The sequence below is a fragment of the Herbidospora sp. RD11066 genome, assembly GCF_054661255.1.
Map to the genome: position 1 here is coordinate 132,938 of NZ_BAAGDO010000006.1, position 26,004 is coordinate 158,941.

21 protein-coding genes are annotated in these 26,004 nt (G+C 68.1%); 12 read left to right on the plus strand and 9 right to left on the minus strand.

The features are described 5' to 3' along the window. Positions 1-113: 113 nt before the first annotated feature. Positions 114-1,637, minus strand: a complete 1,524-nt coding sequence (locus ACYQ78_RS23495) for a long-chain-fatty-acid--CoA ligase (RefSeq protein ID WP_459803045.1) — start codon at positions 1,635-1,637, stop codon at positions 114-116. 92 nt (positions 1,638-1,729) lie between these two features. Between ACYQ78_RS23495 and ACYQ78_RS23500 the strand changes: the two genes are divergently transcribed. Together ACYQ78_RS23500 and ACYQ78_RS23505 are read left to right on the plus strand one after the other, a co-directional pair. After that, on the plus strand, positions 1,730-3,271 hold the full coding sequence (locus ACYQ78_RS23500; protein WP_459803046.1) for a GMC family oxidoreductase: 1,542 nt from the start codon (positions 1,730-1,732) through the stop codon (positions 3,269-3,271). Between the two features lie 42 nt (positions 3,272-3,313). Further along, a complete protein-coding gene (locus ACYQ78_RS23505) occupies positions 3,314-4,570 on the plus strand; it encodes a cytochrome P450 (RefSeq protein WP_459803047.1) in 1,257 nt (418 codons plus the stop codon). Here the strand turns inward: ACYQ78_RS23505 and ACYQ78_RS23510 are convergent. Further along, positions 4,567-6,501, minus strand: coding sequence for a hypothetical protein (locus tag ACYQ78_RS23510; protein ID WP_459803048.1), 1,935 nt, complete (start codon positions 6,499-6,501; stop codon positions 4,567-4,569). The genes ACYQ78_RS23505 and ACYQ78_RS23510 overlap by 4 nt on opposite strands. A 453-nt stretch (positions 6,502-6,954) precedes the next feature. Between ACYQ78_RS23510 and leuS the strand changes: the two genes are divergently transcribed. The 4 genes from leuS to ACYQ78_RS23530 all read left to right on the plus strand — a co-directional run bounded on the left by leuS (position 6,955) and on the right by ACYQ78_RS23530 (position 12,472). Continuing rightward, complete coding sequence (leuS, locus tag ACYQ78_RS23515) at positions 6,955-9,408, plus strand: leucine--tRNA ligase (RefSeq protein ID WP_459803049.1); 2,454 nt, start codon at positions 6,955-6,957, stop codon at positions 9,406-9,408. Between the two features lie 128 nt (positions 9,409-9,536). Further along, positions 9,537-11,186 carry a cellulase family glycosylhydrolase gene (locus ACYQ78_RS23520; protein ID WP_459803050.1) on the plus strand — a complete coding sequence of 550 codons (1,650 nt, stop codon included), beginning with the start codon at positions 9,537-9,539 and terminating at the stop codon, positions 11,184-11,186. Between the two features lie 78 nt (positions 11,187-11,264). Continuing rightward, the gene (locus tag ACYQ78_RS23525; protein ID WP_459803051.1) at positions 11,265-11,441 is read left to right on the plus strand and encodes a hypothetical protein; all 177 of its coding nucleotides are present in this window, start codon (positions 11,265-11,267) and stop codon (positions 11,439-11,441) included. After that, complete coding sequence (locus ACYQ78_RS23530; protein ID WP_459803052.1) at positions 11,438-12,472, plus strand: hypothetical protein; 1,035 nt, start codon at positions 11,438-11,440, stop codon at positions 12,470-12,472. Before ACYQ78_RS23525 ends, ACYQ78_RS23530 begins: the two co-directional genes overlap by 4 nt. On the opposite strand, the gene ACYQ78_RS23535 is transcribed toward ACYQ78_RS23530, so the two are convergent. The 3 genes from ACYQ78_RS23535 to lexA form a co-directional block, all read right to left on the minus strand. Further along, on the minus strand, positions 12,456-13,046 hold the full coding sequence (locus tag ACYQ78_RS23535) for a DUF6461 domain-containing protein (protein ID WP_459803053.1): 591 nt from the start codon (positions 13,044-13,046) through the stop codon (positions 12,456-12,458). The two genes, ACYQ78_RS23530 and ACYQ78_RS23535, sit on opposite strands and share 17 nt — an antisense overlap. Then, a complete protein-coding gene (locus ACYQ78_RS23540) occupies positions 13,043-14,146 on the minus strand; it encodes a MalY/PatB family protein (RefSeq protein ID WP_459803054.1) in 1,104 nt (367 codons plus the stop codon). Before ACYQ78_RS23540 ends, ACYQ78_RS23535 begins: the two co-directional genes overlap by 4 nt. Positions 14,147-14,515: 369 nt before the next feature. Further along, on the minus strand, positions 14,516-15,250 hold the full coding sequence (gene lexA, locus ACYQ78_RS23545; RefSeq protein WP_459803055.1) for a transcriptional repressor LexA: 735 nt from the start codon (positions 15,248-15,250) through the stop codon (positions 14,516-14,518). Between the two features lie 1,067 nt (positions 15,251-16,317). Here lexA and ACYQ78_RS23550 point away from each other — a divergent pair. The 3 genes from ACYQ78_RS23550 (at position 16,318) to ACYQ78_RS23560 (ending at position 20,044) form a co-directional block, all read left to right on the plus strand. Next, complete coding sequence (locus ACYQ78_RS23550) at positions 16,318-16,590, plus strand: LysM peptidoglycan-binding domain-containing protein (protein ID WP_459803056.1); 273 nt, start codon at positions 16,318-16,320, stop codon at positions 16,588-16,590. 176 nt (positions 16,591-16,766) lie between these two features. Next, entirely contained in the window at positions 16,767-17,225 is a 459-nt protein-coding gene (gene nrdR / locus ACYQ78_RS23555; RefSeq protein WP_061297490.1) for a transcriptional regulator NrdR, read from the plus strand. Further along, on the plus strand, positions 17,222-20,044 hold the full coding sequence (locus ACYQ78_RS23560) for a vitamin B12-dependent ribonucleotide reductase (protein WP_459803057.1): 2,823 nt from the start codon (positions 17,222-17,224) through the stop codon (positions 20,042-20,044). Before nrdR ends, ACYQ78_RS23560 begins: the two co-directional genes overlap by 4 nt. 45 nt (positions 20,045-20,089) lie before the next feature. Here ACYQ78_RS23560 and ACYQ78_RS23565 read toward each other — a convergent pair whose 3' ends face one another. The 3 genes from ACYQ78_RS23565 to ACYQ78_RS23575 form a co-directional block, all read right to left on the minus strand. Beyond that, positions 20,090-21,268, minus strand: coding sequence for a Shedu anti-phage system protein SduA domain-containing protein (locus tag ACYQ78_RS23565; RefSeq protein WP_459803058.1), 1,179 nt, complete (start codon positions 21,266-21,268; stop codon positions 20,090-20,092). Between the two features lie 178 nt (positions 21,269-21,446). Beyond that, positions 21,447-22,565: a serine hydrolase domain-containing protein gene (locus tag ACYQ78_RS23570; RefSeq protein ID WP_459803059.1), complete on the minus strand. Its 1,119-nt coding sequence runs from the start codon at positions 22,563-22,565 to the stop codon at positions 21,447-21,449. Between the two features lie 29 nt (positions 22,566-22,594). Then, complete coding sequence (locus tag ACYQ78_RS23575) at positions 22,595-22,972, minus strand: hypothetical protein (RefSeq protein ID WP_459803060.1); 378 nt, start codon at positions 22,970-22,972, stop codon at positions 22,595-22,597. 150 nt (positions 22,973-23,122) lie between these two features. Here ACYQ78_RS23575 and ACYQ78_RS23580 point away from each other — a divergent pair, with 150 nt between their 5' ends. Then, the gene (locus ACYQ78_RS23580; protein ID WP_459803061.1) at positions 23,123-23,749 is read left to right on the plus strand and encodes an NADPH-dependent F420 reductase; all 627 of its coding nucleotides are present in this window, start codon (positions 23,123-23,125) and stop codon (positions 23,747-23,749) included. A 183-nt stretch (positions 23,750-23,932) separates the two neighbouring features. Further along, the gene (locus ACYQ78_RS23585) at positions 23,933-24,709 is read left to right on the plus strand and encodes an MBL fold metallo-hydrolase (RefSeq protein ID WP_459803062.1); all 777 of its coding nucleotides are present in this window, start codon (positions 23,933-23,935) and stop codon (positions 24,707-24,709) included. Here ACYQ78_RS23585 and ACYQ78_RS23590 read toward each other — a convergent pair. Further along, a complete protein-coding gene (locus tag ACYQ78_RS23590) occupies positions 24,669-25,112 on the minus strand; it encodes a YbjN domain-containing protein (protein ID WP_169807693.1) in 444 nt (147 codons plus the stop codon). The genes ACYQ78_RS23585 and ACYQ78_RS23590 overlap by 41 nt on opposite strands. A 114-nt stretch (positions 25,113-25,226) precedes the next feature. On the opposite strand from ACYQ78_RS23590, the gene ACYQ78_RS23595 reads away from it, so the two are divergent. Continuing rightward, positions 25,227-25,991, plus strand: a complete 765-nt coding sequence (locus ACYQ78_RS23595) for an SDR family oxidoreductase (RefSeq protein WP_459803063.1) — start codon at positions 25,227-25,229, stop codon at positions 25,989-25,991. Positions 25,992-26,004 lie beyond the last annotated feature (13 nt).

Consider the following 26,004-nt stretch of genomic DNA (forward strand, 5'->3'; position numbering starts at 1 on the left):
ATCGACTACGGCGGCACGGGCGCCTCCCTACCCGGTTCATCACGGCGGAATCATCTAAATTCCGACAGAGAAAGGCCGCGCCGGAATGGAACCGGCGCGGCCTCGATGACGTCTCAGCGTAGTTCCCGCTTGAGGATCTTGCCGGTGGCGGTCATCGGGAGCACGTCCCGGAACTCGATGATGCGCGGGTATTTGTACTGCGCCATCATCTCCTTGCCCCACTCCACCAGCGTCTCCTCCGTCACCGAGAAGTCGGGCTTGAGGATGATGTACGCCTTGATCTCCTCGCCGTGCGAAGGATGGGCGACCCCGACGACGGCGGCCAGCGACACGGCCTCGTGGGTCATCAGCACCTCCTCGATCTCGCGCGGATAGACGTTGAAACCGCCGCGGATGATCATGTCCTTCGCGCGGTCGACGATGAAGTAGTAGCCGTCGTCGTCGCGGGTGGCGATGTCGCCGGTGCGGAACCAGCCGTCGTTCATCACCTCGGCGGTCGCCTCGGGCCGGTTGTAGTAGCCCTTCATGATGTTGTGGCCGCGGATCGCGATCTCGCCGATGCCCTCGGCGGTCTCCCACCCGGCGTCGATCAGCTTCATCTCGACGCCCCAGATCGGGGTGCCGATCGAACCGGCCTTCGCGACCTTGCCCGGCTGGTTGAACGAGGCGACGGGGGAGGTCTCCGAGAGCCCGTACCCCTCCAGAATCGGCACCGAGAACGTGGTCTCGAAGTCCTTCAGCACCTCGACGGGCAGCGCCGCGCCGCCGGAGACGGCGGTCCGCAGCGTCGTGGGCACCGGCCCGCCACCGGCGTGGACGGTGGTCAGCAGCGCCCAGTACATCGTGGGCACCCCGGCGAACAGCGTGATGCTCTCGGCGGTCATCAGCCGCAGCGCCTCGACCGGCTCGAAGCGGGGCAGCATCACCAGCGTCGCGCGCCGCCGGAAGCCGCCGTTCATGACGACGGTCTGCCCGAACGAGTGGAACAGCGGCAGCGTCGCGAGGTACACGTCGTCGCCGGTCGACTCGAACATCGTGTCGTTGACCAGGGCGTTGAGCAGCATGTTCTGGTGGCTGAGCTCGGCGCCCTTCGGCTGCCCGGTGGTGCCGCTCGTGTAGAGGATGACGGCGGTGTCCGAAGGGTCGGTCTGGACGGACTCGAACTCCCCGCTCATCCCGCCGAGCGCCGCCCAGAACGTCTCGCCGAACTCCGACTCGACGGCCAGCGGCGTGGCGGGCAGCACGTAGAACTGCTCGGCGCCCGACGCCTCGAACCCGGCCTTACCGCGCTCCCCGAGGGGCAGGTCGACGGTGCCCTCGAAGCAGAAGAACGCCTTGGCCTGCGAGTCGTCGAGGTGGTAGGCGATCTCGCGTCCCTGCAGCAGCACGTTCAGCGGTACGACCGTCGCCCCCGCCTTCAGGATCCCGAAGTAGACGAAGGGGAAGTAGGGCGAGTTCGGGCACGCGAGGGCGACCTTGTCACCCCGGCCCACGCCCCGTGACACCAGCAGATTGGCCACCTGGTTGGCCACGGTGTTCACGAACGAGTAGGACAACCGCAGATCACCGAAGACGACGGCGGTGCGGTCGGGCGCCTCACGGGCGCTGTCCTCCAGCACGATCGACAGGTTGAGCACGGGAACATCCTCCGGGGGGATCGACATACCTACCGGTACGTAGCTCACCCTAAAAGGTGGACGGCTCCAAGTGTGAGGAGTAAGCACGAGGAATGGAGTTCGACTATGTGATCGTCGGAGCCGGTTCGGCGGGGTGCGTCCTGGCCGCCCGGTTGTCGGAGCACGCCGCCACCACGGTGGCCCTGATCGAGGCCGGCGGCAGCGACCGCAAGCTGGAGGTCCGCATGCCGGCGGGCTTCAGCAAGCTGTTCGGCACCAGCTACGACTGGAACTTCACCACGTCGGCGCAGCCCGGCCTGTCCGACCGGCGGATCTACTGGCCGAGGGGCCGCATGCTCGGCGGCAGCTCCTCGATGAACGCCATGATGTGGCTGCGCGGCAACCCGCTCGACTACGACCAGTGGGACGTTCCGGGCTGGTCGTACGACGAGGTCGAACCCTACTTCCGCCGCGCCGAACACCGCGTCGGCTCCAACCTCGGGGGTGTGTACGGCACCAGTGGCCCGATCCACATCTCCGAGCTGCGCAGCCCCAACGAGGCCACCGGCGCGTTCCTCGCGGCGTGCGCCGAACTCGGCCTGAAGCGGCTCGACGAACTCAACGGCGCGACCAACGAGGGCTACGGCCCGACCCCCGTCACCCAGGACCGCGGCCACCGCTGGAGCTGCGCCGACGCCTACCTCCGCCCGGCCATGGGCCGGGGCAACCTCACCGTGCTGACCGCCGCGCAGGCCCACCGGATCGTGGTGGACGACGGCCGCGCGGTCGCCGTCGAATACGGCTCGGGGGAGCGGGTCACCGCGCGGAAGGAGGTCATCGTCTGCGCGGGCGCGATCGGTTCACCGCACCTGCTGATGCTGTCGGGCATCGGCGACCCCGACGTGCTCACGCCGAACGGCATCCCGGTCGTGCACGCCTCGCCGAACGTCGGCACCAACCTGATGGACCACCTCGCCACCGGCGCCTACTTCGCCTGCCCGAAGCCCATCACGATGACCGCCGCCGAGAGCGTGCCCAACCTGCTCAGCTACCTGGTCGGCCGCAAGGGCATGCTGACCTCGAACGTCGCCGAGGCGGTCGCGTTCATCCGGACCTCCGACTCCGAACCGGCCCCCGACGTCGAGCTCATCTTCGCGCCGGCGGTGTTCGTCGACCACGGCCGCACCCCGCCCGCCGGGCACGGCCTGACCGTCGCGGCGGTGCTGCTCCAGCCCGAGTCTCGGGGCCGCGTCACGCTCGACGGCCGTGACGTCGTCATCGATCCCGGCTACCTGACGGAGGCGGCCGACGTGCGCCGGCTCGTCGAGGGGCTCAAGGCCTGCCAGCGGGTCGGGGCCACCGGGGCGCTGTCCGACTACGTCAGCGGCCCGATCGAGCCGTACACCGAACCGAAGACCGACGACGAGATGGAGAGCTGGGTGCGCGACAGGTCGGAGACGCTCTACCACCCGGCCGGAACCTGCCGCATGGGCACCGACGCCGAGTCGGTCGTCGACCCCGAGCTCAGGGTGCGCGGCGTCGAGGGACTGCGCGTGGTCGACGCGTCGGTCATGCCGACCCTGAATCGCGGTCACACCCACGCCCCCGTTGTGATGATCGCCGAGCGCGCGGCAGAGTTGATATGGCAGCATTAATACCGAATGCCATTCTGGTCTTCCTCCCCCGGAGGCTCACAAATGACGTTGCCGCCGATCGCTTCGGCCGCCGATTTCGACCTGTCCGACTGGGAGTTCTGGAAGCGGCCGATGGCCGAACGGGAACGCGCCTTCCAGTTGCTGCGCGACCAGGCCGCCCCCTCCTTCTACGCCGAGCCCACGGTGTCCTTCGCCAGTCAGGGGCTCGGCTACCACGCTCTGGTGAAACACGCGGACGTCCTGGAGGCCAGCCGGACCCCGGAGATCTTCTGCTCCGGTGACGGCGGGTCGACCAACATCGTCGATATGCCGCCGGAGTTCCTCGAGTACTTCGGCTCGATGATCAGCATGGACGACCCCCGGCACGCCCGCCTGCGCCGGATCGTCTCCCGCGCCTTCACCCCGAAAATGATCAAGCAGTTCGAGGACGACGTCGCGCTCGCCGCCACGAAGATCGTCGACGAACTGCTGGAGAAGGGGTCCGGCTGCGACTTCGTCGAGGAGGTCGCCGCCCGCCTGCCCCTGAAGATCATCTGCGACATGATGGGCATCCCCGAGAAGGACTACCGGTTCGTGTTCGACAACTCGAACATGATCCTCGGCGCCCAGGACCCCGAATACGTCGGCGACATCGAGGAGGTCGGCACCGCCCTGCTGACCGCCGGGATGGCGCTCCAGCAACTCGTCCAGGATCTGGCCGCCCACCGGGAGAAGAACCCGAGCAACGACCTGATCTCGTCGCTGGTCAACGCCAACATCGACGGAGAGCGGCTCACGCTCCAGGAGCTCGGTTCGTTCTTCATCCTGCTCGTGGTGGCCGGCAACGAGACCACCAGGAACGCCATCTCGTACGGCCTGCGCCTGCTGACCGTCAACCCCGACCAGAAGGCGCTCTGGCTCGCCGACGTCGACGGGAAGTCGCGCGGCGCGGTCGAGGAGATCGTGCGGCTGGCCAGCCCCGTCAACTTCATGCGCCGCAAGGTCACCCGCGACTACGTGATGAACGGCCACGAGTACAAGAAGGGTGAGAAGGTCGTCCTCTACTACTGGTCGGCCAACCGGGACGACGCGGTCTTCGACGACCCGATGCAGTTCGACATCGGCCGCAACCCCAACCCCCACGTCGGGTTCGGCGCCCCCGGGCCCCACTTCTGCCTCGGGGCCCACCTGGCCCGGCGCGAGATCACGGTCATGTTCCGCGAACTGCTCACCCGGGTGCCCACCATCGAAGGCGGGTCACCCGAGCGATTGTTCTCCAGCTTCATCAACGGGACGAAGCACATGACCTGCGAGTTCTAGTTCTTCTTGATCGAGTCGAGGATCGTGTTGACGTCGGGGAGCAGGTCGTCGCGCAGATCCGGGATCTGGATGTAGACGACCGACGGGACCTCGGCGCCGGTGTTGACCGCGGCCACCACGACCAGGGTCCCGCCGCCGTCGTCGGTCACCTTGTAGGCGGCGGCTTGGCCCAGCCCGCCGCGCAGCTTCTGCGCGCCGACCTTCGCGACCTTGTTGGGCTTCGGGAAGATGGTGTTCCTGGCCCGGACCACCACGCCGTTCAGCACCGGCCGCATGTCGGTCGGCGACTTGTACTGCGCGGCGAGGTCGGCGGGCAGCTTGCCCGTCATGACCGTCGCGAACCAGGGCTTGCCCTTGGACGTCAGCCCGGCGCTCACGAACTGCCGGGTCGAGTAGCCGTAGGTCGACATGACCGTCTGGGTGTCGGCGTCGGCCTTCCACTGCCCGCCGAGCTTGGAGATCGAGATCCCCGCGGTCTCGTCGGAGACCGTGCCGGTGACCGCCGACTTCTCCCCTTCGTACGTGGGGATCCCGGTCGCCGAACCCGCCGCGGGAGCGGCCGACTTGGTGGCCGACGGCTTGGCCGAGGCCTCGGGCTGCGCGGTGGTCTCGGCGGCCGAGCTGAGCGGCCCGGCCAGGAACGCCCACAGCAGCGCCACGATCAGCGCGACGAGGACCGACCCGATGAGCGCGAACAGCCAGACCGGCTTGCCCTTCTCGTCGTCTTCGTCGTCATCGTCGGTGGTGTGCTGGCCGTCGCCCCAGACGGTGTTCCACAGCTCCTGCTGCCGGGCCGCCGGAGGCGTCTTCGGCCCGCTGATCTGGCCCGCCGTGACGAACGGCTTGTAGGGGTCGTCGCCGGGGAGCTGCTGCACCAGGTGCTCGCCGGTGGTGGGACCCGAGCCGTAGTGCGCGGCCTGCGGCGCCTGCTGCTGCGCCTGCGGTCCGGGCTGCATCGGCTGGCCCATGGGCTGCTGGTTCGGGTGCTGCGGCATCTGCTGAGGAGGCATCTGCTGCTGGGGCAGGTGCTGCGGCGGCATCTGCGGCGGTGCGGACTGGCCGGGCGGCGGCCCCATCGTGACCGTGCGGTCGGTGGCCTGGGCCGCGGCCTGCTGGGGGGCCTGCTGTTGCTGCTGGAAGTGCTGCTGCGGGTCGTGCGGCGGCTGCGGGATCCGGGCGTCGAACGGGCCGCGCGGGGTGCCGAACGTGGTGGCCGGCTCCTGGTAGGAGAACGACGGCTGCTGCGGCTCGGGCTCGACCGGACGCGGCGGGAACGACGGGTTCCGCTCGTCACCACGCGGGAACACGTTGGGCGCCGAGGCCCACGGCCCCGTCTCCTGCGGCGGGAGCTCGGGGAAGCCGGGGCCACCCCGGCCCTGTTGCTGTCCGGGCTGCTGGGGTCGCGACGGGGGCTGCTGTTCGGGGAAACCTTGCGGGTTCATCGGAGGAGGGAACACCGGTCCACTGCCTGCCCTCGCGGGCGGCGGGAATTCGGGGGCGGGGGGCCCGGGGGGCGGCTGGAAGGCGGGGAAATCGTCGGCCGGGCCGAAGGGGCTCGCCGGGGGCCGTACCGGAGGCGGCACCGGGAACGGCGGGTGCTCCTGGAACGGCGCCTGCGTGATGGGCGGGCTCTGCGGGCCGGTCTGGTGCTCCGGCCGCTCCGCGAAGGGTGACTCCCCGAACGGCGGTTCGCTGAACGGAGACTGGTGCCGGCCGTGCGGGGCGGCGATCGGGTTCGGCGGGAACGATCCGCCGGACGGAGGGGTCTGCGGGCCGGTGTGCCGGCCGTGCGATGTGCCGTTGGGGGCGCCGTGAGGCGGGGCGACCGGGTTGGGCGGATACGAGGCGGCGGGCGGCGACACCTCGGGCCAAGCTGGCGGGATCTCCGGCCAGGCCGGGCCGCGCCGTGGATCGCTGTGCTCCGAGGGCATGGAACCTCCCGAGATCATGCCCGAATTAGACGTGCTTGGCATGATCTCATGCGCGCCCGGGGGCGGGGCGGCGAAACTGGAAAAGCCCCCTCTGAACGTCTCGCCCGTGGGGTCGGTCGGCGGGTCCTGCATCGGAAGGTCCGCCTGCGGGAAGTCCGGGCCACGCCTCGGGTCGACAGGGTTCACGAGATGAGGGTAAACGAAAGGGACAACCGAGGTCACAATGGATCTATCACCATCCGATATCGGGCCTTTACTGTCTGTGTAAGATCGACACTTATTCGTCGGCGGGGCTTGCTTTCTGCGCTACCCTTGGCCTATGCGCGCGGCGAACCTGCTTCTTACCGGGCCGCGTCGAGCGAGCTGACTACAACCTCCCGACGCGGCCGCCCCTCGTGCCTTCAGCCGAGGGGTTTTCTTATGGGCAGGTGTCGATAAACCAGGAGATCACACGTGGACGAGCAGGTATACGACCCCCAGGCGATCCAGGCCAAGTGGCAGCCCCGCTGGGAGGAACTGAAGCCCTTCGCCGTCGTGGAGGACGACGCCGACACGCGGCCGCGGCGCTACATGCTCGACATGTTCCCCTACCCGTCCGGTGACCTGCACATGGGTCACGCCGAGGTGTTCGCCATCGGCGACGTGGTGGCGCGTTACTGGTTCCTGAAGGGCTACAACGTCCTGCACCCGATCGGCTGGGACTCCTTCGGCCTGCCCGCCGAGAACGCCGCGATCAAGCGCAACGCCCACCCGGCCGAGTGGACGTACAGCAACATCGACACGCAGGCCGCGAGCTTCCACCGCTACGCGATCTCCTTCGACTGGACCCGCCGCCTGCACACCAGCGACGCCGCTTACTACAAGTGGAACCAGTGGCTGTTCACCCGCTTCTTCGAGCGCGGCCTGGCCTACCGCAAGGGCGGCCTGGTCAACTGGTGCCCCAACGACCAGACCGTGCTGGCCAACGAGCAGGTCGTCGCGGGCAAGTGCGAGCGCTGCGGCGCCGACGTCATCCGCCGCGAGCTGACCCAGTGGTACTTCAAGATCACTGACTACGCCGACCGCCTGGTCGACGACATGGCGCGCCTGGAGGGCGGCTGGCCCGACCGCGTGCTGACCATGCAGCGCAACTGGATCGGCCGCAGCACCGGCGCCGACGTCGACTTCGAGATCGAGGGCCGGAAAGACCCGGTCACCGTCTACACCACGCGCCCCGACACGCTCTACGGCGCGACCTTCTTCGTGGTCGCCGCCGACGCGCCGCTGGCCATGGAGATCGTGACCGAGGGGCAGCGGGCCGCGCTGGAGGCCTACAAGGCCGAGGTCGCCAAGCTGTCCGACATCGAGCGCATGTCGACCGAGAAGGAGAAGACCGGCGTCTTCCTGGGCGTCTACGCGATCAACCCGGTCAACGGCGAGCGCATCCCGGTCTGGGCCGCCGACTACGTGCTGGCCGACTACGGCCACGGCGCGATCATGGCGGTGCCCGCCCACGACCAGCGCGACCTCGACTTCGCGGTGAAGTTCGACCTGCCGGTGAAGGTCGTCGTGCACACCGGCCTGGCCGACCCGGGCGAGACCGGCAAGGCCACGCCCGGCGAGGGCAAGCTGGTCAACTCGGGCCCGCTCGACGGCCTGACCAAGGCCGACGGCATCCAGAAGATCATCGAGATCCTGGCCGAGCGCGGCACCGGCAAGGCCACCGTCAACTTCCGCCTGCGCGACTGGCTGCTGTCCCGCCAGCGCTTCTGGGGCACCCCGATCCCGATCATCCACTGCGGTGCGTGCGGCGAGGTCGCCGTGCCCGACGCCGACCTGCCGGTCGAGCTGCCCGACCTGCGCGGTGAGGCCCTGGCGCCCAAGGGCGTCTCGCCCCTGGCCTCGGCGACCGACTGGGTCAACGTGCCGTGCCCGTCGTGCGGCGGCCCCGCCAAGCGCGACACCGACACGATGGACACCTTCGTCGACTCGTCGTGGTACTTCCTGCGTTACCTGGACCCCACCTTCGAAGACGGCCCCTTCGACCCCGAGCGGGCCGAGAAGTGGGGCCCCATCGACCAGTACGTCGGTGGCGTCGAGCACGCCGTCCTGCACCTGCTGTACAGCCGCTTCTTCACGAAGGTCCTGTACGACATGGGCATGATCACCTGGGACGAGCCGTTCACCCGGCTGCTGAACCAGGGTCAGGTCATCAACGGCGGCAAGGCCATGTCCAAGACGCTGGGCAACGGCGTCGACCTGGGCGTCCAGATCGACAACTTCGGCGTCGACGCGGTCCGGCTGACCATGGTCTTCGCCGGCCCGCCGGAAGACGACATCGACTGGGCCGACGTGTCCCCGGCGGCGTCGCTGAAGTTCCTGGCCCGCGCGCTGCGCGTGATGACCGACGGCGCCGCGGGTGGCACCGACGCCGCCGCCGGTGACCTGGAGCTGCGGAAGTTCACCCACCGGACCATCGACGAGGTCACCAAGCTGGTCGAGGGCCACCGCTTCAACGTCGCCGTGGCGCGGCTGATGGAGCTGACCTCGGCCACCCGCAAGGCGATCGACTCGGGCCCCGGCGCGGGCGACCCCGCCGTGCGTGAGGCGGCCGAGGCGCTGGCGGTCATGCTGTCGATCGTGGCGCCGTACACGGCGGAGGAGGGCTGGGAGCGGCTGGGTCACCAGCCGTCGGTGGCCCGCGCCACGTGGCCGGTCGCCGACCCCGCCCTGCTGGTGCAGGACTCGGTCACGGCGGTCGTCCAGGTGGCCGGGAAGGTCCGTGACCGCCTGGAAGTTTCACCGGATATTTCGGACACCGATCTGGAGGCGCTGGCCCTGAGCTCCGAGAAGGTGCTGGCGCACCTCAACGGGACTCCCCGCAAGGTCATCGTCCGGGCGCCCAAGCTGGTCAACATCGTGCCGTAGGGGCACCATTGGCGCCCGAGCCGATATCTCGAACATCGTCGGGCGTGCGGTCAGGGCATGCCTCAGCGGGGCGTGCCTGAATCCGTACCGGCTCGACGGCCAGGCGTGCCCCCGCTTTGGAGGCACCTTTGTCCAGAATCACCGCCTGGTTGGCGGGGACCGCTCTCTTCTTGGGCCTGTTCGTGGCCGTGAGCGCCCCCGCCAACGCGGCCGGTACGGGAACCGGCTACCTGCGGACCAACGGCAACAAGATCGTCGACAGCACCGGCGCCACCGTCCGGCTGACGGGGATCAACTGGTTCGGCATGGAGACCGACAACAAGACCTTCCACGGCCTGTGGGCGAGCGTGACCTGGCGCTCCCAGCTCGACCACATGGCCCAGCTCGGCTACAACACGCTGCGCATCCCGTTCTCCAACGACGCCCTCAAGCCGGGTGCCGTCGCGACGGGCATCAACGACTTCACCAACCCCGACCTCGTCGGCCTGTCCCCGCTCCAGATCCTCGACAAGGTCATCGACTACGTCGGGACCAAGGGGATGCGCGTCATCCTCGACCGGCACCGCCCGACCTCGGCGGGCCAGTCGGCCCTCTGGTACACCTCGACGGTGTCGGAGGCGACCTGGATCGCCGACTGGCGCATGCTCGCCCAGCGCTACGCCGGGAACACCACCGTCATCGGCGCCGACCTCCACAACGAACCCCACGCCGACGGTACGAACCCCAACGCCACCGGCGCCTGCTGGGGCTGCGGCGTCGAGACCCGCGACTGGCGCCTGGCCGCCGAGCGGGCCGGAAACGCGATCCTCGGTGTGCAGCCGAACTGGCTGATCTTCGTCGAGGGCGTGTCGTGCCCGTCGGGCGGTCTCTCGAACGTGTGGGACGGCGACACGTCCAACGACGAGGACTGCGGCTGGTGGGGCGGCAACCTCTCCAAGGCCGGACAATTCCCGGTTCGGCTCAATGTGGCCAACCGGCTCGTGTACTCGCCGCATGAGTACGCGACGTCCGTCTACAACCAGACGTGGTTCTCCGACCCGAGCTACCCCGCGAACATGCCGGCCATCTGGGACCGGTACTGGGGCTACCTGTACAAGCAGAACATCGCGCCCATCATGATGGGCGAGTTCGGCACGACCATGACGGCGAACGTCGACCGGATCTGGCTGACGGAGCTGATGAAGTACACGGGGACCGGGGTGAACGGGATGTCGTTCACCTATTGGTCGTGGAACCCGAACTCGGGCGACACGGGCGGCATCGTGATGGACGACTGGGTGACCGTCCAGACGGCCAAACAGAACATCCTCCAGCCTTACCTGATCGCTCCCGTCCCCCCGGGGACGACCCCGTCGCCCTCGCCCTCGCCCTCGCCTTCACCTTCGCCGTCGCCGTCGCCCAGCCCGTCACCTTCTCCGTCGCCTTCGCCTTCACCCAGCCCGTCGCCTTCACCTTCCCCTTCGCCTTCGCCTTCGCCGGGGGGCTGTGTGGCGACGTACCGGATCGTGAACCAGTACCCGGGTGGGTTCCAGGGTGAGGTGACCGTGCGGCCGTCGTCGGCGGCGATCAGCCGGTGGACGGTCCGCTGGAGCTTCGCCAACGGGCAGACGATCACCCAGCTCTGGAGCGGCCAGCACACCGTGTCCGGCTCGCAGGTCACGGTGAACAACCTGTCCTACAACGGCTCGATCGGGGTCGGCGGCTCGACGACGTTCGGCTTCAACGGCACCTGGAACGGCACCAACGCGGTGCCCTCACCGATCACCTGCACCATCTAGCGTGAACGGCCCGCCATCCGTCCGGGTGGTGGGCCAATTCGGTTGCGCGCGTCGCCGGGCTCCTGGCACTTTCGCCTCATGGGCCGGAAGACGCCGCAGGAGCAGGACCGCCGTAACAACTACGGCGAGATCCCGCACCGGGCGAATCGCCACCACGATCACCAGCTCCTCGAAGGCGCACTCGGCACCGAGCGGCCCAAGCGGTGGCGGAAATGCCCCGACGCGCCACTCGGCGAGATCGTGCCCCGCCTTTGAGCGGCCTCGATTTCTTCGCCGACCTGGTGACCACCGGAACCATTCTCGGCCTGGACCACACGAGCACCCTCGAAGAGGTCGAGGCGGTCTTCGGGGCAGGGCCCGTCGACGAGGAACCTCACCGCATGCGCCACGACTTCGGCCTGGTCGAGTTCTCGTGGTTCCGCCGACGCACCCATGACGACTGGACGTGCTCCCTCATCGGAGCCCAGCCTCATCGCCTGCCCGATCTGGCCGGCGAGATCGACCCCGCCCTCGCCGGACGCTACGGCGCGTTCCCGCCACGGCTCGACCTGGACGACCTGTCGCGAGCCGTCGAGGCCCGTGGGTTCACGCTGACACAGCAACCACGGCTCAATCTCGACCGTGTCGAATACCGGGAGCCGACCACGGGCGTCGAGGTGCAGGCGATCCCCGAATCCGGAAGGGTGGTCGGTCTGCACGCGAGCGGAATCCGCCCCGTCCACTTCGCGAGGGGAGAGATGCGACGGTTCAGGGGCTGGTCCGACTACCTGATGACGCTGCGCCGACCCGGGATGACCGTCTGGCTGCGCAAGCGCGAACCGGACACCGAACCCGACCGGACCGAATGGTGGACCCGACTGCGCCGGGCGATCTCCCATCGCACGGGAGGCACACCGGAGGAGGCCGCCGCCTGGATGCGCCTGGGTCTCACCCTCGACGAACTGGCGCTCGAACGCGGCATCGACAGCCCGGACGAGGCCGCCCTCACCATGATCACCAAACTCGACGAAGCCGAACAGAAGGGGCTGGACGGCGCCGGCTGGCTGCCGACGGCGGACGAGGCCGTGGCACGCTGGCTCGCCGCGAGCCCGGCGATCGACGAGGCGAGGCGCGTGAGCGGGGACTGGGCCGCGCTCACGCCCGGCGAGATCCGGTTGGCCCGGCGGCTGAGAAACCAGATCCACATCCTGAGATCGGCCCTGCCCCTGCTGACGTCGGCCGATCTGGCGACCGAGGTGCGGACCTGGGACGACCTCAAGCCCACCTTGCTCAGGCCGGGAGCCTGACGAAACAGGGATGTTCGGTGTCCAGCCATTCGGCGGTGAGCCGGAATCTGCTGAGACCCTCGGCGAGGGCCAGGGCGTTCGCCGCCCAGGTGACGGGATCGGTGTCCCCGTCGAGGAGGGGGAGGTCTCCGACGATCTCTTCGAGGGTGATCGGGCCTTCGACCCGAGGCTCACCGATCCGGTCGAGGGCCACCATGGCCTCACCGTCGGCGGCGTAGGTGAAGGTGTGCAGGCCTTCGGGGTGGAGCTGGAGCGAGAAAGCGGTGCCCTTTTTGGAGAGCGCGGAAAGCGTGCCGGTCACGGCGCCGCCGTTCCCGAACGGCTCGATGCAGACGAGCCACGGGCCGGCCTTGTCGAGCAGGATCTCGCTGCCGGAATGGCCGCGCAGCTGGAAATCCTTGAAAGCCGCGGAATGGCAGTCGTCGAACGAGAGCGGCAGTTCCGAATCGGGGTCGCCGCCGAGAAACTCGAGAGCGGTCTCGGGCTCCACACCGGAAATCCAGGTGATGGTTCCCCAGTGGGACAGGGACTGTTTGCCGGCGAGAAGCCGAAGATAGTGAGAAACGTCGGTCACCTTCGTATTCTGTCGAGAATCTCGTCCAGAATGAGGCCCGACGTGCCGAAATTCAGCCTGATCCAGGTGTCCGGAGCGCCGTAGATCGTGCCAGGAGCGACTTTCACCCGATTCTCGCGTTCCAGAACGGTCGCGGCATCCGGAATGCCCGTGTCGATCCAGGCCAGATAGGTCGCCTCCGGGATCCGATAGGCCCAACCGCTCGGCAACCGCTGAGCCAGGGTCTTACGGTTACGGTCGAGGAGGGTGACGACCTCGTCGAGCCAGGCGTCGCAGTGCCGCCAGGCCGTGTCCGTGGCGGCGACCCCGAGAACGCTCGGCTGGCCGTAGAGCGCGGGAGGCCGCGCCGCCAGCGCCGCGCGCGCCCGCGGGGAGCCGAGGTGGGCGATCGCGCAGTGCAGCCCGCCCATGTTGAAGGCCTTACTGGCCGACGCGATGGTGACCGTGCGATCGGGGCGGAGCAGGCCGAATGGGATGTGCCGGTTCGGGGCGAAGGTCAGATCGGCGTGGATCTCGTCGGAGATGACCGTGAGATCGTGCCGGTCGGCGTAGTCGGCCAGTTCCTCCAGCTCTGTACGACTGAAGCACCGCCCCGTCGGATTGTGGGGATTGACCAGGATCAACACCCGCGCACCCCCGGGGTCGGCGGGCAGTTCGGCCCGCCAGGTGTCACCGTCGGGAATCAGCGGGATCGGGACCGGCGGCCGGTTCATCGCCTCCAGCGTCATCAGGAAGGCGTTGTAGGCCGGGGTGTGGACGAGCACCCCCTCGCCCGGCACGGTCAGCACGTCGAGGAGCGCCTGGAGCGACTGGTTCAGATCGGTGAACGGCTTCACGTGGGCGGGATCGAGGTGGAAGCCGTAGCGGTCGGCCATGCGGTCGGCGAACGTCTGGGGGAGCGGAAGGCCGGGCTGCTCCCAGGGCCAGTCGGGGTAGCCGAGGTCGTTGGTGACCCGATGCATGATCGCTTCACGGATGGGAGCTGCCACGGGGAAGTCCATGTCGGCCACCCAGGCGGGGATCACGTCGGGACCGGCCTGCGCCCATTTGGTGCCGTCGCGTTTCCTCGCCTGCTCCACCGTCAGCTGATCAAGGTCCACGCAAACAGCGTATGACGTGACGAAAAGGCGGCATAGGGATTTACCGCCCGCTGCCCCCGCCTTGCACGGGCAAGAAGAAACACCGGCACACGGGAGCTCGGCCCCCGTTGATGACCGCTGTAGCCCCAGACACGCGGCATCCGAAGCCACCGCGATTAGCAGGCTCGTTACGACAAGGTCCGCACCGATGGGCGCCCAGACGCCGATCTGGGCTGCGCTGAGCTACCGGAATCCACGTGGAAATCGCCCTTTGGGGGCAACCCGCCCACTGCCCCGTTCGGAGCCGACCGCCCGAACGCTCGATTCGGCTGGCGTGGCTGATCTGCGGCTGAGTGTCTTGGGGCACAGCCGCAGATTCGCCTCGTGTGGCTAGAGCTTGCGGAGGACGGCCGTCACCTTGCCGAGGACGGTTGCCTCGTCGCCGGGGATCGGCTCGTAGTTGGAGTTGTGGGGGACCAGCCAGACGTGGCCGTCTTTGCGCTTGAAGGTCTTCACGGTCGCCTCGCCGTCGATCATGGCGGCCACGATGTCGCCGTTGTCGGCGACCGGCTGCTGCCGGACGACCACCCAGTCGCCGTCGGCGATGGCGGCCTCGATCATCGAGTCGCCCGAGACCTGGAGGAGGAACAGGGTGCCCTCACCGACGAGCTGCTTGGGCAGCGCGAAGACGTCTTCGAGGTTCTGCTCGGCCAGGATCGGTCCACCGGCCGCGATGCGCCCGACGAGGGGAACATAGGCCGCGGTCGGACGGTTGAAGCCCGTGTCTTCCTCGGCGGCGTCGGGATCGACCCAGAGGACCGGCTCGCCGGGCAGCCGCACCTCGAGGGCGCGCGGACGGTGGGGGTCGCGGCGAAGGTAGCCCTTGCGCTGAAGGGCGGTGAGCTGGTGGGACACACTCGACGTGCTCGTGAGCTGCACCGCCTCACCGATCTCGCGCATCGACGGTGGGTAGCCCCGCTGCTGGACCGAGTCGCGGATCACCTCCAGGATCTTGCGCTGCCTGGGGGTGAGCCCGAGCGAGTCGCGGCGGCGCACCGCCAGATCGCTCACGCTCTCGTCGCGCTGGCTGGCCAGCCCGTCGTTGTTCACCTGGGCACCTCCCATTCCGTGTTCCTTACGTCGCACAGAGCGACGCTACCGCGATTCAAGATCAATATCAAACAGTTGTTCGATTGCCCTCGAAAACGTCGGTGGCGTGGTGTACAACATCGTACGGGAGTTCGATCGACATCGTGTTCGATTCGCGCGATCTTTCTTCCGTCCTGCAGGGGCAGTCGAGGAGGTTCACGATGAAGCCCACGCAGAACGACAGCCCAACGACACCACCCACCACTTCGAACAACCCACCGCCGAAGGCCGCGGATCCGCGCCCGGCGGAACGCTCCCATATGAAACGCCGCCACCTGGCTCTCGTCCCGGCCCTGCCGGACCAGAGCGCAGTGGTTCATCCGCGCCCAGGCCAAGTTTCGAACGGCCGGTCCCTCTCTAGCCGGGGCATGGACGCACAGCCTCGGCCGAAGCGGGCTCCAGGTCGAGCCTCTACGCAGGCTCAGCCGGGAGCTGCCTCGCAAGTCCAGCCGAGGGCGATGGACTCCTCGCCACACGACCGAAAGGCCCGGCAAGACCAGCATGATGCCGGCGGTTCGCCCTCATCCGGAACGGCTCTGCAGGGTCGCTCTAGGGAAGGCGGCTCGTCCCGGCCCGAAACGACATCTCGGGTCTCTTCCAGTGCGAACGGCTCATCCCGGTCTGGAATGGCGTCACGAATCCCACTTAGGGCAGACGACTCGTCCCCGCCCGCAGCGCTCTCGGTGGCTCAGTTCAGGGCGGGTGATCCCGAATTCCCGGCCTTGAGTCATCACATGGGGCGGTCTGCGGCAGCCGACACTTCGGGACATGGCGGCGCGGGTCGAGCCCGGCGGTCGCGCAAGGCGCGCGGTGGGGCATCGCTTCTCGCTTCGTCCAGCAACCGCCCGGCGGAAGCCGGCCGGGTGTCGTCGCCGGGCGGAGGCGCAGTCTGGGGTGCCGCTGATCGTCTTCTGGTGACGAAGGCCGGTGAACTCGCTCGGGAGGGGCGCCCTCAGCGATGGGGCGACGCCGTGCGTCCAAAACGTACAGAGAAGCCTGTAAGGGACACCCCGCCGCTGCGGCTCACTCGGCGGGGGCGGATCGTGCTCATCGCCCTCATCGCCGCCCTCAGTTTGGTGGTGCTCTGGCTGGGCACTCGGGCGGCTGTGACCGCATCGGTCGTTCGGTCGGTCGAGGGGTATCCCACTGTCACGGTCCAGGAAGGTGACACCCTCTGGGGGATCGCGGTGGCCACTGGTCGTGGTGGTGATCCGGGGGCGCTGGTTCGCGAGATCATGGATCTCAACGGGTTATCCGATCCCCTCATCCGGCCAGGCACGACGCTGCACGTCCCCGGAGACGTCCCAGGTCAGTAGGCCCTTGTGGACCCTGTGGTTTGAGTTGCGATCTAGGGGGCTCGCTTCTAGGGTTGGGGAACCACAACATCTAGTGGTCGTGCTCATATGAGCGAACCATAAATTGTGTTTCCTTTGCCGCACCTCATGTCATGTGGGGGCGTGCGCGAGCGTCTGGTCAGTGAGGAGGCGACGGCGTGCATTGCCCATTTTGCCGTCATCCCGACACCCGGGTCGTCGACAGCCGGTCGACGGAAGACGGCGGGGCGATTCGCCGCCGGCGCACCTGTTCCGAATGCGGGAGACGTTTCACCACGCAGGAGACGGTCCTGCTGATGGTGAGCAAACGCAGTGGAGTGACCGAGGCGTTCTCCAGGGAGAAGGTCATCGCCGGGGTCCGGCGGGCCTGCCAGGGGCGTCCGGTCAGTGAAGACTCGCTCGCGCAACTCGGGCAGAGGGTGGAAGAGAGCATCCGCGCCTCTGGTGTCGCGGAGATCCCCGCCCACGAGGTCGGCGTCGCGGTTCTCGGGCCGCTGCGCGATCTCGATGAGGTGGCTTATCTACGGTTCGCCTCGGTCTACCGGGGGTTTGAGACCCTCGCCGACTTCGAGGTTGAGATTCAGCAACTCAAGGCACATGCCAAGGGGGAGTCATGACGGAGACGGTCAACGGCACATCCACGCGCACCCGGCGTGGACGGGCCAAGGGGCTGAAGGTGAAGCGGATCTTCACCACCGAGGGCGTCCACCCCTATGACGCGATCGAGTGGGAGCGTCGTGACGTCGTCATGACCAACTGGCGCGACGGGTCGGTCAACTTCGAGCAGCGCGGGGTCGAGTTCCCCGCCGCCTGGTCGGTCAACGCGGCCAACATCGTGACCACCAAATACTTCCGGGGCGCGCTCGGCACGCCGCAGCGCGAGTCGAGCCTGAAGCAGCTGGTCGACCGGGTGACGGGCGTCTACACCCGTACCGGAATCGAGAACGGCTACTTCGCCACCGACGAAGACGCCGAGATCTTCGACCACGAGCTGAAGCACGCCCTGGTCCACCAGCTCTTCGCGTTCAACTCGCCCGTGTGGTTCAACGTCGGCACCCTGTCGCCGCAGCAGGTCAGCGCCTGTTTCATCCTGGCCGTCGACGACACGATGGAGTCGATCCTCGACTGGTACAAGGAAGAGGGCGTGATCTTCAAGGGTGGTTCCGGCTCGGGTGTGAACCTGTCCCGCATCCGCTCCTCGAAGGAACTGCTCTCCTCCGGCGGTACGGCCAGCGGCCCCGTCTCCTTCATGCGAGGCGCCGACGCGTCGGCCGGAACGATCAAGTCGGGCGGCGCCACCCGCCGGGCGGCCAAGATGGTCGTCCTCGACGTCGACCACCCCGACATCGAGGAGTTCATCGAGACGAAGGCGCGCGAGGAGGACAAGATCCGCGCCCTCCGCGACGCCGGGTTCGACATGGACCTCGGCGGCAAGGACATCGTGTCGGTGCAGTACCAGAACGCCAACAACTCGGTCCGCGTCAGCGACGAGTTCATGCGCCAGGTCGAGACCGGCGGCAAGTTCGGCCTGCGCGCTCGCCTCACCCACGAGGTCATCGAGGAGATCGACGCCCGCGACCTGTTCCGCAAGATGGCCAAGGCGGCGTGGGAGTGCGCCGACCCGGGCGTCCAGTACGACGACACGATCAACGACTGGCACACCTGCCCCGAGAGCGGCCGCATCACCGCGTCCAACCCCTGCTCGGAGTACGTCCACCTCGACAACTCCTCCTGCAACCTCGCCTCGATCAACCTGCTGAAGTTCCTCACCGACGACGACACGTTCGACGTCGCCCGGTTCGTCAAGCTGACCGAGCTGATCATCACGGCGATGGACATCTCGATCACCTTCGCCGACTTCCCGACCGAGAAGATCGGCGAGACCACCCGCGCCTACCGCCAGCTGGGCATCGGCTACGCCAACCTGGGCGCCCTGCTCATGGCCACCGGCCACGCCTACGACTCCGACGGCGGCCGCGCCATCGCCGGGGCGATCACGTCGCTGATGACCGGTGTGTCCTACCGCCGCAGCGCGGAACTGGCGGGCATCGTGGGGGCGTACGACGGATACGAGCGCAACGCCGAACCGCACAAGCGGGTCATGCGCAAGCACGCCGCCGCCAACGACGCCATGCGCTCGGTCGACGCCATGGACCGCCCGATCCTCGCCGAGGCCACCAAGCAGTGGCAGGAGTGCCTCAAGCTGGGCGAGCGCAACGGCTGGCGCAACGCCCAGGCCTCGCTGCTGGCCCCGACCGGCACCATCGGCCTGATGATGGACTGCGACACCACCGGCATCGAGCCCGACCTGGCCCTGGTCAAGTTCAAGAAGCTCGTCGGCGGCGGCTCCATGCAGATCGTCAACCAGACGATCCCGCGCGCCCTGCGCCAGCTCGGCTACCAGGAGGAGCAGGTCGAGGCGATCGTCGAGTACATCGCGACCAACTCCCACGTCGTCGGCGCCCCCGGCCTCAAGGTCGAGCACTACGAGGTGTTCGACTGCGCGATGGGCGAGCGCGCGATCGCCCCCATGGGCCACGTGCGCATGATGGCCGCCACCCAGCCCTTCCTGTCGGGCGCGATCTCCAAGACGGTCAACCTCCCCGAGTCGGCGACGATCGACGACATCGAGCAGGTCTACCTCGAGGGCTGGCGCCTCGGCCTGAAGGCCCTGGCCGTCTACCGCGACAACTGCAAGGTCGGCCAGCCGCTGTCGGCCGGCAACAACAGCAAGAAGACCGAGGAGGCCGTCGTCGCCGAGCCGGTGACCAAGGTCATCGAGGTCTCCCGGCCGACCCGCCGCCGCATGCCGAACAGCCGCCCGAGCATCACCACCCGCTTCACCGTGGGTGGCGCGAAGGGCTACATGACCGCTTCGTCCTACCCCGACGACGGTCTCGGCGAGGTCTTCCTCAAGATGTCCAAGCAGGGCTCGACCCTCGCGGGCGTCATGGACGCCTTCTCCGTGGCGATCTCCATCGGCCTCCAGTACGGCGTTCCTCTGGACACGTACGTGCAGAAGTTCGTCAACATGCGCTTCGAGCCGGCGGGCATGACCGACGACCCCGACGTGCGCATGGCCCAGTCGGTGATGGACTACATCTTCCGCCGCCTGGCCCTCGACCACCTGGCTTACGAAGACCGGGCGGCGCTCGGGATCTTCTCCGCTTCCGAGCGGGCGGCCCAGCAGCGGGGCGAAGACCCTGCGGCGCAGCTCGACACCGCGGCGCTGGCCCAGTCGGCCCCGATCGAGCCGCCGGTGACCAAGCCGGTCCCGGTGGCCGAGCCGGTGCGGGCCTCGAGCGAGGGTCACCTGGAGGGACACCAGGGGTTCACGGCGGACGCGCCGCTGTGCATGACGTGCGGGACGAAGATGCGCCCGGCCGGTAGCTGCTACGTGTGCGAAGGCTGCGGCAGCACCAGCGGCTGCAGCTGATCTCAGCGCCGTTGAGGGGCGCCGGCCACTTATGGTCGGTGCCCCTCACGCGTGGGTGGGGTCGGTCAGGTCCAGTGTGCGCTCGGCGGCGTCGAGCAGTTGCTTGTACGTGATGACCTCGATGCGGGCCAGGTGTGAGTTGTAGACGCGGAGGGTCTCGTTGACCTGGGCCTCCGTATATTTGGTCTCGAAATCTGGGTGGCCGATGACGACGAGGGCCGTCGCCCGGCGGGTGTCGACGCCATGTCCGAGGATCGTCTCGCGGTTCTCGTCGAGCAGCTTCAGGTAGTTCTGCACCTGGCCGACGGCTTTGTGGACACCGTCAGAGGGAATGGTCGACTGCCGATGGTTCTGGATCGCCCGGACATTCGCGCGCTTCAGTTCCACCAGGTGGAGGACGCCATCGGGGCGGAGCAGAGGAATGTCGAGTTCCAGGCCACGGGTCAGCCGCCGACGCACCGATTCGCCGATGTATTCGCCGCCGAACAGCCACCATGAGCCGCTGAACGCCTCCTGGATGTCACGCTCTTTGGCGTATCGATGTTCGACCACGCTCCGGATCTCGGCCAGTTTCCGGCGGCGGAGTTGAAGCTGCATTCCGGCGAGGACCGATTCGGCGTCGGCGCGGGCCAGCAGCGCCAGCGACTCGGGCGGCAGGTTCACAGCCGGGTGGGCCGAGTGGGTGATGGGCTCGTAGATCGTGCGCCGCTCCAGTGTTTCGGCCAGCCAGATGGACTGCTCCTCGTCGAGCCGGTGAACGCGGTAGATGCCCGACTCCCGGTCTTTCACGACCTTGATCGATGCACCGGCCAGTCGTTCGAAGTGCGCGCGTGCTTCGGTGACCCCCGCATCAGGATGGCCGCGGAGGAAGTCGTCGAAAATCGACAAGAGGTAATGGTGGGTCGTCGCCTGGACGCTTTCGAACAATTTCGTGCTCTCCTGAGGTGGCCCACCGAGCAGCAGGTATTTCTCGGTCACGTCGATGTTCAGCAGTCGTCCGGTGGCGTAACCCAGGGCGTCGTCGAGGCGTTCGGCGGACTCCGCGTCGCCACCGATCTCGGCCTGCCGGACGGCGAAGCGGAGCAGCTCCAGCAGCGTCTTCCCGCCCAGGTAGTTGGGCCCCATGTGGTCGACGACGTCGTCAACGGCGGATATCACCTGCTCGGATTCCGCGAGCGAGCGGATGAGTCGCAGCAGCTTGGCCAGGGTCCAGTCGGAACGCACCTTGTTTCTCGCGGGCAGCGCCACCACCCCCTGTTCTGGGATATCGGGAGTCTGCCAAGCGCCACTGACAGAATGGAGTCGGCGTCGGATCGGGCGACTCTCGTCGCCCGAAATTTCGGTGTATCGACGCCCAGGAAGTCCGGCCAGACGAAGCCACCGATTTCTTCTCCGTAGGTCTTCAGCCGAGGGCCTTCAGAACCGCCTCCACCAAGTTGGCCGCGCGCTTGTCCGTGATCGCATCCCGGCCGTGGTTCGGGACGTAACCGAAGGCCAGACCTCTGGCCGGGTCGGCGAAGCCGATCGAGCCGCCGAAGCCGGGAAACCCGAACGCCGTCGGGCCGTACCAGAACATGTCAGGCGTGGGCAGGCCGAAGCCCAGCCCGATGCTGACCGGCACCCGCAGGACCCTGTCGATACCGCTGACCTGCTCGGTCGTCGCCATGGCCAGGGTCTCGGCGTTCAGGATCCGCCCGTCGAGCAGGGCCGCGTAGAAGCCCGCCAGGCCGCGGGCGGTGCAGACGCCGTTGGTCGACGGCAGCTCCGCCGCCAGTTCGGCCGGGTCGTTGTGGTCGAGGAACGGGGTCACGGCCATCGAGGCCCGCATCGTCAGGGACGCCGGATCGAAGTAGGGGCGCAGCGCCTCGGGGAGGGTGGCCGGGTCGATCGACAGGTCGATCGTGGGGGAGACGATCCGGGCGACCCGGTGGTGTTCCTCCGGGGGGAGGCCGATCCAGAAGTCCAGGCCGAGCGGGCCGGTGATCTCCTCGCGGAGGTAGGTGCCCAGGGTGCGGCCCGACGCCCGGCGGACGACCTCGCCGACCAGCCAGCCGAAGGTGTGGGCGTGGTAGCCCGGGTCGGTGCCCGGCTGCCATAAGGGCTGCTGGGCCTCCAGGGCGGCCACCACCGGTTCCCAGGCGATGGCCTCCGCCGGGGTGACGGGCGTGTCCAGGGCGGCCAGGCCCGACTGGTGGGTGAGCAGCCAACGTACGGGAATCTCGGGCTTGCCGAACTCCGGCCAATAATCCGAGACGGGGGCGTCCAGGTCCAACGAGCCTGATTGGGCGAGATGCAGCGCGCAGGCGGCGGTGATCGCCTTCGTGGTGGAGAAGACGACCTGGAGGGTGTTCTCCGCCCAGGGGCGGCCGGTGAGGGGGTCGGCCACGCCGTCCCAGAGGTCGACGACCTTCTCGCCGTCGACATAGACGCAGACGGCGGCGCCGATCTCGTCGTGGTGGGCGAAGTTCTCTTCGAAGGCCTCGCGGACGGAGGCGAAACCGGGCGTGGTGGTACCAGGCATGCGTCATCGCCTTTCGGCTCATATATGGGTCAGCGGCGCCAGCTTTCGATGAGCCAGGCGCAGATTTCCGGCTCGGTCATCTCGGGGAACTCCTGGCCGAAGGTCGCCAGGGCGCGGAGCGCCTCGTCTCGGTCGAGGCCGCGGTCGAGGGCCGCCTTCAGGTAGTCCTGGCGGGCCGCCGGCGGGCGTCCGCCGCCGGCGCCGCGGCCGGGGAGGCCCTCGCGCCAGCCGACGATCTCGTCGAGGCGACCGGGGCGCCAGCCGGGGGCGCCGTCGATCTCGACGTCAGGGTCGGGGAAGGGGTGGGCGGAGCCTGCCGGGTAGCGGGCCCGCCATTTGTGCACCGCGTGACGGCTCACCCCCAGCGCCTCGCCGATGCCGAGTACGCCGAGGTATCGCTCGGTCATGGTGCCTCAACTCGTCCGTCCGCCTCCAGGTGGGTCACTTCATACCACGACAGAACATTGTCCCTGTGAGAGACAATGTAGTACGTCGTCCACGTCGGAGACAACGTTAACGGTGGGAATGTCGTCGGCTTCGCCTCGGTTGCCCGGAATATGGTCATCGGATTCATCGGAAGTGGGCACATCGGTTCCGCGGTGGCGCGGCTGGCCGTCGACGCCGGTCACACCGTCGTGATGAGCAATTCGCGTGGGCCGGAGACCCTCGCCGACCTGGTCGACTCACTCGGGCCGGCCGCCTCCGCGTCGACCGCCGAGGGCGCGGCCGAGGCGGGGGACATCGTGGTCGTCACGGTGCCGTTCCACGCGTACACGAAGGTGCCGGTGGCGCCGCTCGCGGGGAAGATCGTGATCGACACGAACAACTACTACTTCGAGCGCGACGGACGGTTCCCGGAGATCGACTCCGGTGCGAAGACCCCGTCGGGGCTGCTTCAGGAGCATCTGCCGAGCTCGAAGGTGGTCAAGGGCTTCAACAACATCATGGCCGCCCACCTGCTGTCCGACGGCACCCCGCCGGGCACGCCGAACCGGCGGGCGCTCCCGATCGCGGGCGACGACACGGCCGCGAAGAAGATCGTCACCGACCTGATCGACTCCTTCGGCTTCGACGTCGTGGACGTCGGGCCCCTGTCCGAGGGCTGGCGGCACGACCGCGACAGGCCCGCCTACGTCGTGCGCTCCAACGCGGTAGAACTGCGGGAGGCCCTCGCCAAGGCCTGACCTCGCAGTCCACTCGCCCGCGTCTCACTCTGAAGGAAGGTGCGGGGAATTACCCCTGGGAACCCGTGCATCACCTGCGCCTCACGTCCTATTCGCCCGGAAGGCCGGAAATATCTATTCGGGACGCGCCGGATGTGCACGGATATCACAGCTTTCGGTGCGTCCTGTGGTACAGACTGAACCATGATCGAAGTTGCGGACGGGGTGTGGATCCGGCGGCATGCCGAACTCGACCTCACCCTCGGGCTCATCGTGGGCGAGACCGGCTGTCTCGTCGTCGACACCGGGATCGACGAGGCGTTCGGGCGGGCGTGGGCGAACGCGATCCGGGAGGTCACCGACCTGCCCTGGACGGTCGTGCTGACCCACGCGCATTTCGATCACGCCTTCGGCACCGCGGCCTTCGGTGCGTGCTTCGCCCACGAGGGCTGCCGGGAGGCGCTCGTCGACACGGCCCACAAGCAGGCCGCCGAATGGTCGGGCCGGTTCCCGGGGGTCGCCACGGCGCCGCTCGTGCTGCCGCTGCCCGCTCCGTTCAGTGTCGACCTGGGCGGTAGGGAGGTCCTGCTCACCCACCCCGGGCCGGGCCACACCGGACATGATCTGATCGTGCAGGTCCCGGACGCGAAGGTCGTGTTCGCCGGTGACCTCGTGGAACAGGGGGCGCCGCCGCAGTTCGGCGACTCCTATCCGGCCGCCTGGCCGGTCGCCCTCCAGAAGATCCTGGAGACGGAGCCACAGACGATCGTGCCGGGCCACGGCAACCCGGTGACCCCCGATTTCGTCGAGCACCAGCGCACCCAGATCGCCGAGATCGTCACGCTCTGTGAGCGGCTCAACCGTGGTGACATCGATCTCGAAGGCGCCGTCTCACGATCGCCGTACCCACAGAAGACCCTCGAAGAGGCTCTGGGCAGGACTATTCGGCGTCGTCCTCTTCGAAGGCCAGACGGTCGCTGAGCCAGCGGTGGAACTTGATCGCCGACCTCACCCAGTGGGCGACGATGGTCATGAGGTGTTCGTAGGTCACGCCGGCGCCGATGTAGAGCTGGGCGTCGCCGATCACGCGGATCACGCCGTTGTCGGGGGTGAAGGCATAGACCTTCGGCCACATGGTGTCGGCGTTCCACTCGTTGAGCGCGGTGAGCAGAAGTGGCTTCTCGTCGACGTTGTAGTGGCGGTCGTAGAAGGTGCGGATCGTGAAGAGGTCGCCTTCCGATCCGAACAGGAAGAAGACCGTGAGCGCCTCGGTGGAGATCGCGAGGTCGCCGTCTGCGTCGAAGGTGAAGTCGATGTCGAGCTCGTTGAGGATCTCGATGATCAGTTCCTGGTCGGGCTGGACCACGGCCGGGGAATGGCTCACCCCCCCATCCTGACAGACCTGGGCCCCGGATTCATGAGCCTGTGGGGTGAGTTCGCTCAGCGCGTCGCGATGGGGTATGGGGCATAGAAAAGCCCCAAAAGGCAGGAAACCATTATGAACGGTACGATTCTCGTCACCGGCGGCACCGGACTGCTGGGCCGTCAGGTCATCGCCGACCTGCAGCGGACCGGCCGGGAGGTCCGCGACCTGTCCCGCAGCACCCAGGGGCCCTACCGGGGCGATCTGGTCACCGGCGAAGGGGTGACCGCGGCCACCCATGGCGCCGGGACGGTCGTCCACCTGGCCAGCAAGCCGCCCGGGAAGACCGATCTCCAGGCGACCCGCAACCTGCTCAAGGCGCTGGCCCCCGGGACCCACGTGGTCTACATCTCGATCGTGGGGGTCGACCGGCACCCCTACTCCTACTACCGGGTCAAGAGGGACGTCGAGGAGCTGATCGAGGCCTCCGGGCTGCCGTACACGATCCTGCGGACGACGCAGTTCCACGACTTCATGGCCTCGCTCGCCCGATCGCTGGTCAAGTCTCCGATCGTGCCCGTTCCGGCGGGCTGGGCGGCGCAGCCGATCTCGATCCCGGAGGTGGCCGCGCAGCTCGCGTCGCTGGCGACGGGCGATCCGGCGGGGCGGGTCGCCGACATGGGCGGGCCGCAGGTGCTCACGTTCCGGGAGATCGTCGAGTTCTACCTCGCCGCGGAGGGCCGGAAGAAGCCGATCGTCGAACTCGCCGTGCCGGGCAAGGTGAGCGCGGCCTTCCGGGCCGGATACCAGCTCACGCCCGAGCGGCCGGTCGGGCGGATCACCTTCGAGGAGTTCCTGAAGGGCGGTGTGCCCGCCTCGTCGTACTTCCGGAAGGCATGAGAGTACAGATGAT